We start from the raw sequence: 9870 nt of genomic DNA on the forward strand, positions 1-9870 counted from the left end.
TTATTATATGAATAAAATGTTTATGGAAAAAGCGCTAGAAGAAGCAAAAATAGCAGAAAAATTTGATGAGGTTCCTGTTGGAGCAGTTATAGTAAAAGATAATAAAATTATTGCAAGTGCTCATAATCTTAGGGAAATACGGAAGGATCCAACAGCACATGCTGAAATACTTGCTATAAAAGAAGCTTCCCAGGTTTTAAATGATTGGAGACTCAGTGAATGTGAGATGTATGTTACATTGGAACCATGTCCAATGTGTGCAGGCGCAATTATTCAATCAAGAATAAGAAAACTTTATATTGGCACATTTGATCCAGCAGCAGGCTGTTGTGGATCTGTATTAAATGTAGTACAGAATGATTCATTGAATAGTTTTATTGATGTTAAATGGATGTATGATGAAAGGTGTAGTGGTATTTTAGTTGAGTTTTTCAAAAGAAAAAGATATAAGGATAGACTTATATGATATAATAAAAGGTATAAAAAACAAAATATGGAGAAATGACCGAGTGATTGAAGGTGCCTGACTCGAAATCAGGTGAACGTCTTATAGGTGTTCCGAGGGTTTGAATCCCTCTTTCTCCGCCATAAAGAGAATTCTAAGCTTCAGGTGGGTTTACTCCATCTGAAGCTTTAAAACTCTTAGCTATGGATTCACCGCCTATACAGGATGGAGCATTAGCGGGGATAGATATCGTATAAAAAAAGTTCATGCAAATTTGCATGAACTTTTAAAAAAGACCTACACAAAGGGGATGATGCAGGTTTTTATTTAAGGCATTTTTGTTGAAAATTAAATATTTAATTCCTTAATAAAAATACAAAAAACTACTTTTAAAACTATATTTCTACTTTATTTTTAATTAAATAATAACACTAATAATTTAAATATTCAATAATGTTTTGAAAAATATGTACATTTTACAAAAATACTTACGATAAATAAAGTAGTTTAAATTAATAGTTATTATATATATGTGTATTTGTAGATGTGTATTGAAGTTAGGAGTGTGGATAATTGAGAAAAAAGTTATATATTATATGTCTTTTTATTATTAGTATGTTAGTGTTAAGTGCTTGTAGTATAAAAAATCCTTTTAAAAAAGAAAATAAAGATGTTTCAGTTATAGATTCTCAAGAGCAACAGGTACAGAATAATGAAAGTAAAATGTCAACTGAAGACTTTTTAAAAAAGAAAAAATCAGTCCAAAAAGAATATATGGTTCAAAGAGAAAAATTAGAAGAAGATAGATTAGCTAAAAGCAAAATAGATATAGATGCTTTTGAAAAAGATATAGTACAAAAAGATAAAACAAAACGAAAAGAATATGAAAACAAACTTGAAGACAAAAATAAAGGTACAATTGATAAAATCAATAATAATCTTAAAGTGGAAATTGCTAAAATTAATGCAGAAAAGACAAATATAATTAATAAGAATTCAGCAGAATACAATGCAGAAAAAACTAAAAACGATGAAAGTTTAAAATTAGTGGAAGAAAAGATAAAACAAAAGTATGGCAACCCTTCTACTATAACATCTCAAGAGCAAACAGAATTGGATAAGGCACTAAATCAAACAAATGAACTAAATTATATGGCTGAGAAGAATAAATTAAATAAAGATGCTGAAGCTGAAAAACAAAGAGCTGAAAAAGAAAGAATTGCAAAAGATAATGTGGAGACTAGAAAAGCAAAACAATTAAAATTACAAGAAACTATTAAGAACTCTTTTGATAATATGTGGAATAAATATGAACAAAAAATAGCTAAAGCAAAAGAAAAAAAAGATAAAAATGAAAATAGGTTTATTCAAGAAACAAAAAAAGAATATGATGATAAATTTCAAAACTTAAGCAATGATGATATTATGACTGATACAATATGGACTAACCTTATATTAGAAGAAAATAAAGAAATAATAAGATATTGTAATGAACAAATGGATGAATATAAAAATGCTGTTGATGAAATAATAAGATTAAAAGAGGATGAACTTACTAAATTAGTTTATTAATAATTAATATTCATTACTTTTACTTTATAGTATATAAGGTATATATTTACTAATTAATTCTACACAAAAATACTGATATAACTATTGAAATAAAGGTAAATAGATAGTATAATAGTCTTTGCTACTCAAAATTAAATAGTTTAAATTTTGGAGAGATGTCCGAGAGGTTGAAGGAGCACGCCTGGAACGCGTGTGTAGGGGAAACTCTACCGAGGGTTCGAATCCCTCTTTCTCCGCCAAAAGTCGTGCTAGATGGGGAGTTAGCGGTGCCCTGTACCTGCAATCCGCTATAGCAGGGTCGAATTCCTCGTCGAGGCTTTAAAATGTGAGGTCTGGCTTATATAAGTGGCGTTGATAGTTGGGCCCCACGCAACGGAAACTCATGAATCCCGTCAGATCCGGAAGGAAGCAGCGGTAAGTGAGACCTTCCGTGTGCCGTGGGCAAACCTGATTTGAGTTAACTGTATAAGTAACGCTTATGTTTTACTGTCGACGCGAGGTGCACGATTTTAAATTGTTTATAAAGATGCTTTTAAAGCATCTTTTTTTTATTTATAGTATATTATTAAATTTTATTATTAGGTTAAACTAAATTTATAATGATTACTATAAATTGGAGGAAAATATTCAATAATAAACTATACCATATAGAAGGTTTAATAAAGATGTTTTTAATTAAGTATAAAATGGTATAATGATTAATATAGATTTGAAAAAGAATAAGGAGTGTTAAGATTGGGATATACTGCTTTATATAGAGAATGGAGACCTAAAACTTTTGATGAAGTTGTAGGGCAATCCCATGTTACTACAACAATAAAAAACCAAATAAAAAATGATAGAATAGGGCATGCATATCTTTTATGTGGTACTAGAGGGACTGGAAAAACTTCTACAGCAAAAATATTTTCAAAAGCAGTAAATTGCCTTAATCCTCAGAATGGTGAACCATGCAATGAATGTGATATGTGTAAAAAAATAAATGCAGGTCTTGCCATCGATGTATCAGAAATGGATGCTGCATCACATAATAAAGTAGATGATATAAGAGAACTTATAGAAGAAGTCAAGTATCCACCAAGAGAAGGCAAATATAAAGTTTATATAATGGATGAGGCGCATATGTTAACCCAAGGAGCTGTAAATGCATTCTTAAAAACATTAGAGGAACCTCCAGAAAAAGTGATATTTATACTAGCAACTACTGATCCTCAAAAGCTTCCCATTACTATTCTTTCAAGATGTCAGAGATTTGACTTTAAAAGAATAAAAAGCGATGATATTCTTCAAAGAATTGAAAAAATAACAAAAGAACAAGGTTGTTCTGCAGATAATAAAAGCTTGAATCTTATAGCTAGAATGGCAGATGGAGCTATGAGAGATGCTTTAAGTATATTAGATCAGGCAATATCAATGGGAAATAAAAAGGTTGATTATGATCAGGTTATAAACATGTTAGGACTTGTAACAAATGATAATTTATTAAAGCTTACTGAGGGTATTATAGCTAAAGATGTTGAGGTTTCAATAAAACTCATAGATGATGTGGTTTACGGCGGAAAGGATATAAATTTATTTATAAGGGACATGATACATCATATGAGAAATCTTATGATGGTAAAGGTAAGCCAAAATCCAGAAGAAGTTTTGGATATGTCAGAAGAGAATATTAAACTTATAAAAGTACAAGCTAGTAAAATAAGAATAGAAGAAATAATGAGATGTATAAGAATACTTCAAGAAGCAGAAGAACAATCTAAGTGGAGCAAACAGGGTAGGATATATTTAGAGCTTGCTGTTATAAAAATGTGTAAAATAGAGTATGATACATCTAAAGAAGTAATATTAGCAAGAATAAATAATATAGAAAACATCATAAAAGAAGGAAGTTTTAATATAATAAAAAATAAATCTGATAAAAAAATAGAAAACAAATCTACAGAAAAGAAAGTTTCTCAAAAGTCTATAAAAAGTGCTAAAAATGATTCAGACGATAAAAAAGATTTACAAATAAGTGAAAATTCTAAGTTAACATTAGATGATGTGAAAAAATCTTGGAAAGATATTCTTGAAATCTTAAAAGGAAGAAGAATGATGGTCTTATATGCATCTCTTGTTACTGGTCAAATAGTATCTTGCAACAATGGAGTTGTAGAAATAAGATATGAATCTGAATATGCGTTTAATATAAATAGATTACAAAAGGAAGAAAACAAAAAAATTATAGAAGGAATTTTTTCTGAATCACTAAAAGAAATAATCAGAATAAAATATACTATAGACAATAAAAAAGAAGAGTCTATAAAATTACCAGAAGAAATTTTAAAAGAAACTTTTGGAGAAGATTTGGTAGAAATAATTGATGAATAAAATAGTAAATGGTAAAATATTAAAGAATATGAAGTACGAAACTTAAATGAAAAATTAGAATACAATTAGGAGGTAATATTATGGCAAGAGGCGGATTCCCAGGAATGGGTGGAATGGATATGAATAAATTGATGAAACAAGCACAAAAGATGCAGAAGGAAATGGAGAAGGTGCAAGGTGAACTAGAAGAAAAAGAATTCATAGCAACTGCTGGTGGTGGAGCTGTGAAGGTAACAGTTAATGGTAAAAAACAAATTTTAGCTATACAAATAGATCCTGATGTTTTAGATCCAGATGATGTTGAAATGCTTCAAGATTTAGTTTTAACTGCATGTAATCAAGCATTAAATGTAGCAGAAAAAGAAACTACAAGTCAAATGCAAAAGCTTACAGGTGGACTTAATATGCCTGGAATGTTTTAATTATTGAGGTGACAGAGGTGGAGTTTTATCCTGTAGCTATAGAAAAGTTAATAGAAGAATTTGCTAAATTACCAGGAATAGGGTATAAAACAGCTCAAAGGCTTACACTATATGTATTAAACTTACCAAGAGAAGAAGTTAATGAATTTTCAGAAGCACTAATTAAGGCAAGAGGAACTATAAAGTATTGTTCAATATGTGGAAACTTTACGGATAGTGATCCTTGCGCAGTATGTTCTAATCCTAATAGAGATAATAGTACTATATGTGTAGTGGAACAACCTAAGGACATTATATCTGTGGAAAAAATCAGAGAATATAATGGTGTTTATCATGTGCTTCATGGAGTTATATCTCCAATGTGTGGTAAAGGACCTGATGACATAAAATTAAAAGAATTAGTGAGAAGAATAAATGGAGAGGTTAAGGAAGTTATAGTAGCTACTAATCCTAATGTAGAAGGAGAAGCTACAGCTATGTATATATCCAAAATATTAAAGCCTTTAGGTGTTAAAGTAACAAGAATTGCTCATGGTATTCCAGTTGGGGGAGACTTAGAGTATGCAGATGAGGTAACTCTTTCTAAAGCCTTAGAAGGTAGAGTAGAACTTTAAATAAAAAATATAATAAAACTCCTGTTTTATATCAGTATTAAAGGATATAGAATAGGAGTTTTTATTATTTATATATATAATAATAGATTCAGCAATAATAAAATATAAATATAATATAAGAAAATTACTTTGTAAATTTCTTATATGTTAACAGAATATCAGTTAAATACTATTAATATTTTGGACTGCTGATAATTTATCAAAATATAATGAACTGCGGAGGTGTGTTATGGAGTATTTTACTTATTTTATAGTAGGAATAGCTTTATTATTTTTATTGGTTAGATTTTTAGCATGGCCATTAAAAATCTTATTAAAGCTTATAGCTAATGGAGTTTTAGGAATTATCCTACTATTGATAGCTAATTTTATAGGCAAATATTTAGGATTTAGTGTAGGTATAAATCCTTGGACTGCTTTGATTGCAGGATTTTTTGGTGTTCCAGGAGTTATATTTTTAATTATTTTTAAAGTTTTGCTATAATATGATATAATTCTACATGTGAAGTATTTTTATGGAAAGGCATGATTTGTCTTGACATCAAAGATAAAATTCTGTTACAATTTATTTGTAAACCTGTTATAGTTCGGTTTATTTGAAAATAAAGCGATTAACGTTCTGTTATCTATAACAGGAAATATTGTTATATAACATTAAACGGTTTCAAAAACTGTTATATAATAGTGTATTAATGTATATGAATTCTAAATTTATATACATAATTCATATATTTTTTTATAATATGAAGGGAGGAAAAATCAATGGATAAAAAATTAGTCGAAATTCGTTGGCATGGTCGTGGTGGTCAAGGTGCTAAAACTGCATCATTACTACTAGCTGAAGTTGCTTTCAATACTGGAATGAATATTCAAGGGTTCCCTGAATATGGCCCAGAAAGAATGGGGGCTCCTATAACTGCTTATAACAGAATAGCTAACTTCCCATTAAGAGTACACAGTAACATTTATGAACCACAATTTGTTGTTGTTGTTGATGAAAGTTTATTAAAATCTGTACCATGTACAGCAGGATTAAGAAAAGATGGTGCTATAATAATTAATACTAAAAAGTCACCAGAAGAAATTAAACCAGAGTTAAATGGCTATGAAGGAAATGTTTACACAATAGATGCAAAAGGTATTTCAGAAGAAGTACTAGGTGCAAACTTCCCTAACACTCCAATGCTTGCAGCAGTAGTTAAAATAAGTGGAGTATTAGAACAAGAACAATTTATAAAAGATATGGAAAATTCATTCAGTCATAAATTCGCTAACAAACCACATGTTATTCCAAAGAACATGGAAGCTCTTAAGAGATCGCTTCAGGAGGTGAAAGGAATTGAGTAAAAGAATGAATGTAACTCCAGAAACTAAATGGCATGAATTACCAATAGGTGGAGAAGTTCTTGATGCAGGTAATGCTGCAGATTTCAAAACTGGTGATTGGAGATCAATGAAACCAGTTTGGCATGAAGATAAATGTAAACATTGCATGTTTTGTTGGGCTGTATGTCCTGATATGTCAATCGTAGTTAAAGATGGAAAAATGGTAGGAATTGACTATGATTTCTGTAAGGGTTGTGGAGTTTGTACAAAGCAATGTAATTTTGGCGCATTAGATTTCGTATTGGAATAGGAAAGGAGGAAATAAAATGGCAAAGGCTGAACAAATAAGAAAAAGTTTAAGTGGTAACGAAGCTGTTGCTGCAGCTATGATGCAAATTAATCCAGATGTAATGGCTGCATTTCCTATAACACCTTCAACAGAGGTACCACAATATTTCTCATCATTTAAAGCAAATGGATTATGTACAAGCGAATTTGTACCAGTAGAATCAGAACACAGTGCTATAAGTGCTTGTATTGGAGCGTCAGGAGCAGGAGCAAGAGTTTTCACAGCAACATCTGCAAATGGATTAGCTCTTATGCATGAAATGTTATATATAGCAGCAGGAGATAGACTTCCATTGGTTATTGCTGTAGTTAACAGAGCATTATCAGCTCCAATTAATATACATAATGACCATTCAGATTCAATGGGATCAAGAGATTGTGGGTTTATACAAGTTTATGCTGAAGATGTTCAAGAAGCATATGACAACTTTATTCAAACTGTAATAGTAACTGAACATCCAGATGTTATGACTCCAGCTATGGTTTGTTATGATGGATTCATTACTTCTCACGCTGTAGAAAACTTCTACATGATGAACAAGGAAGATGTTCAAGGATTTGTTGGAGAAAACAAGAGATCAGGAGACGGTCTTCTTGGAAAAGAAAACAAATTAATAGGTGCATTAGCTCTTCAAAACGTTTATATTGAAATGAAAAGACAACAAGTAGAAGGGTTAAACAATGCTAAGAAAGTATACTTAGAAGTAGCTAAGAAATTCGAAGAATTAACTGGAAGAAAATACGGATTATTCGAAGAATATAAATTAGATGATGCTGAATATGCTATAGTTATCATTGGATCATCAGCAGGAACAGCTAAGAGATGTGTTGATGATTTAAGAGAAAAAGGTGTTAAAGCAGGACTTCTTAAAATAAGATTATTCAGACCATTCCCAAGTGAAGAAATAGCTGAAGCTCTTAAGAATGTTAAAGCTGTAGCTATAATGGATAAAGCTGAAGGAATGTCAGGAAATGGTGGTCCATTATTCACTGATCTTGTAAGTTCATTATATGGAAGAGTAGATAATAAAGTAATAATGAGCTACATCTATGGATTAGGTGGAAGAGATGTTAAAGTTAGCAGTATAGCAAAAGTATATGATGCTTTACAAAAAGCTACTGAAACAGGCGAATACTCAAGATATAATTATTTAGAAGTAAGAGAATAGGAGGTGCTGTAGATGGCAACATTAAAGGAAGTAACAAATGTCCAAGAAAGAATAACTGGCGGACATAGAATGTGTGCTGGTTGTGGTGCTCCAATGGTTGTAAAATGGATATTAAAAGCTATAAAAGAAGAAGATAAAGCTGTAATTTCAAATGCTACAGGTTGTCTTGAAGTTTCATTTGGAGTTTATCCATATAGCGCATGGAAAGATTCATATATTCATACAGCTTTTGAATGTGCATCTGCTACAGGTAGTGGTGCAGAAGCTGCATACAAAGCATTAAAAGCAAGAGGTAAAGTTAAAGATAACTATAAATTCATAACATTTGGTGGAGACGGTGGTACTTATGATATCGGATTCCAATCTCTATCAGGAGCTATGGAAAGAGGACATGACATGCTTTATGTTTGTTACGACAATGGAGCATACATGAACACTGGTATCCAAAGATCATCTGCAAGTCCAGCAGGAGCTGATACAACTACAACTCCTCAAGGAAAATGTTCTGTAGGAAAAGAACAATACAGAAAAGATTTAACTAAAATAATGGTAGGACATCATTTACCATATGTAGCTCAAACTGTTCCTGTAATGCCTGGAACTAGATACATGATGGATCTATACACTAAAGCTGATAGAGCTATCAATGAATTTAAAGGAGCTACTTTCATGAACGTATTAACTCCTTGTCCAAGAGGATGGAGATGTGATACAGCTTCTGAACTTGATTTAGTTAAATTAGCTGTTGAAACTTGTTGGTGGCCATTATATGAAGTAGTTAATGGACAATATAAATTAAGCTACAAACCAAAAGAAAAATTAGCTATAGAAGAATGGTTAAAACCACAAGGAAGATTCAAACATCTATTTAAAACAGAAGAAGGAAAAGCTAAAATTGTTGCAATTCAAGCTGAAGTTGATAAAAGATGGGAAGAATTATTATTCCTTTGCGGAGAAGAAGCATAATATAAATTCATATAAAAAAACGTCGATGTATATCGGCGTTTTTTTATTCTAGTAAAAGATAATTTTTAAGGTGTTGTTCAAAACAAATCTTTTATTTATATTTTAAAATTTTCATTATGTAATTTTCGTAATTAAAATTTAAAATTTGGGTATAATTTAATTATAAGAATACTACATTAAATTGATCTTTTAGTACTTAGAAAGACCCTATCTATAGAATAATGTGATACCGTATTCTACAGTGATTATGTATACTTAACCAGGTGTATCGATATGCGTATTTTAAATAAATATAGAGATATAAGTAGAAAAATGGGTATAATTAATATAAATCAATATTATTTAAAAGTTTTAGGTGAAAAAATTATGATAGTATAGTCTATGTCGTTGTGAGAGACGACAAGCCAACAACAAATTAATGAATTTGACAAGATTAAAAATTCAAAAAAGGTTGTTGACAAGAATGAGATTAAATGATATACTGAATAAGCTGTCGAAAGATGGCAAAGAAAAAATTGGTCTTTGAAAATTAAACAGAAGTTAAGAAATAATGTCAGTCAATTGTAATGAGTAAAAGATTAAACTTTTAAATTGAGAGTTTGATCCTGGCTCAGGACGAACGCTGGCGGCGTGCCTAA

At 30.5% G+C, this 9870-nt stretch carries 10 protein-coding genes, 2 tRNA genes and 1 other RNA gene; all 13 read left to right on the top strand.

Features of this window, described 5'->3' with window-relative positions; translation table 11 throughout:
• Window positions 1-7 precede the first annotated feature (7 nt).
• The 13 genes from OW763_RS16220 to OW763_RS16280 all read left to right on the top strand — a co-directional run bounded on the left by OW763_RS16220 (window position 8) and on the right by OW763_RS16280 (window position 9232).
• A complete protein-coding gene (locus OW763_RS16220; RefSeq protein ID WP_268042575.1) occupies window positions 8-466 on the top strand; it encodes a nucleoside deaminase in 459 nt (152 codons plus the stop codon).
• Between the two features lie 29 nt (window positions 467-495).
• Window positions 496-588: transfer RNA gene (locus tag OW763_RS16225), tRNA-Ser, on the top strand.
• Between the two features lie 430 nt (window positions 589-1018).
• Window positions 1019-2017, top strand: coding sequence for a hypothetical protein (locus OW763_RS16230; protein WP_268042577.1), 999 nt, complete (start codon window positions 1019-1021; stop codon window positions 2015-2017).
• Window positions 2018-2166: 149 nt separating this feature from the next.
• Window positions 2167-2256 (top strand) — tRNA-Ser (locus tag OW763_RS16235).
• 4 nt (window positions 2257-2260) lie between these two features.
• Window positions 2261-2524, top strand: an RNA gene (ffs, locus tag OW763_RS16240) — signal recognition particle sRNA large type.
• A 228-nt stretch (window positions 2525-2752) separates the two neighbouring features.
• Window positions 2753-4387 carry a DNA polymerase III subunit gamma/tau gene (gene dnaX / locus OW763_RS16245; protein ID WP_268042579.1) on the top strand — a complete coding sequence of 545 codons (1635 nt, stop codon included), beginning with the start codon at window positions 2753-2755 and terminating at the stop codon, window positions 4385-4387.
• Between the two features lie 80 nt (window positions 4388-4467).
• Entirely contained in the window at window positions 4468-4809 is a 342-nt protein-coding gene (locus OW763_RS16250) for a YbaB/EbfC family nucleoid-associated protein (protein ID WP_268042581.1), read from the top strand.
• Between the two features lie 17 nt (window positions 4810-4826).
• Complete coding sequence (recR, locus tag OW763_RS16255; RefSeq protein ID WP_268042583.1) at window positions 4827-5423, top strand: recombination mediator RecR; 597 nt, start codon at window positions 4827-4829, stop codon at window positions 5421-5423.
• Between the two features lie 229 nt (window positions 5424-5652).
• Window positions 5653-5907: a pro-sigmaK processing inhibitor BofA family protein gene (locus tag OW763_RS16260; protein WP_268042585.1), complete on the top strand. Its 255-nt coding sequence runs from the start codon at window positions 5653-5655 to the stop codon at window positions 5905-5907.
• A 278-nt stretch (window positions 5908-6185) separates the two neighbouring features.
• The gene (locus OW763_RS16265) at window positions 6186-6770 is read left to right on the top strand and encodes a 2-oxoacid:acceptor oxidoreductase family protein (protein ID WP_268042587.1); all 585 of its coding nucleotides are present in this window, start codon (window positions 6186-6188) and stop codon (window positions 6768-6770) included.
• Entirely contained in the window at window positions 6763-7059 is a 297-nt protein-coding gene (locus OW763_RS16270; RefSeq protein ID WP_268042589.1) for a 4Fe-4S binding protein, read from the top strand. The genes OW763_RS16265 and OW763_RS16270 overlap by 8 nt, the downstream gene beginning before the upstream one ends.
• Window positions 7060-7075: 16 nt before the next feature.
• Window positions 7076-8266: a pyruvate ferredoxin oxidoreductase gene (porA, locus tag OW763_RS16275; protein ID WP_268042591.1), complete on the top strand. Its 1191-nt coding sequence runs from the start codon at window positions 7076-7078 to the stop codon at window positions 8264-8266.
• 12 nt (window positions 8267-8278) lie between these two features.
• Window positions 8279-9232, top strand: coding sequence for a thiamine pyrophosphate-dependent enzyme (locus OW763_RS16280; RefSeq protein ID WP_268042593.1), 954 nt, complete (start codon window positions 8279-8281; stop codon window positions 9230-9232).
• Window positions 9233-9870: the final 638 nt, after the last annotated feature.

Source organism: Clostridium aestuarii (genome assembly GCF_026735135.1).
GTDB lineage: Bacteria > Bacillota > Clostridia > Clostridiales > Clostridiaceae > Clostridium_H > Clostridium_H aestuarii.

Coding starts and splice junctions, on each gene's coding strand:
- OW763_RS16280 (WP_268042593.1), top strand. CDS start 8,279: ATGGCAACATTAAAGGAAGTAACAAATGTCCAAGAAAGAATAACTGGC.
- porA (WP_268042591.1), top strand. CDS start 7,076: ATGGCAAAGGCTGAACAAATAAGAAAAAGTTTAAGTGGTAACGAAGCT.
- OW763_RS16220 (WP_268042575.1), top strand. CDS start 8: ATGAATAAAATGTTTATGGAAAAAGCGCTAGAAGAAGCAAAAATAGCA.
- OW763_RS16265 (WP_268042587.1), top strand. CDS start 6,186: ATGGATAAAAAATTAGTCGAAATTCGTTGGCATGGTCGTGGTGGTCAA.
- OW763_RS16250 (WP_268042581.1), top strand. CDS start 4,468: ATGGCAAGAGGCGGATTCCCAGGAATGGGTGGAATGGATATGAATAAA.
- OW763_RS16260 (WP_268042585.1), top strand. CDS start 5,653: ATGGAGTATTTTACTTATTTTATAGTAGGAATAGCTTTATTATTTTTA.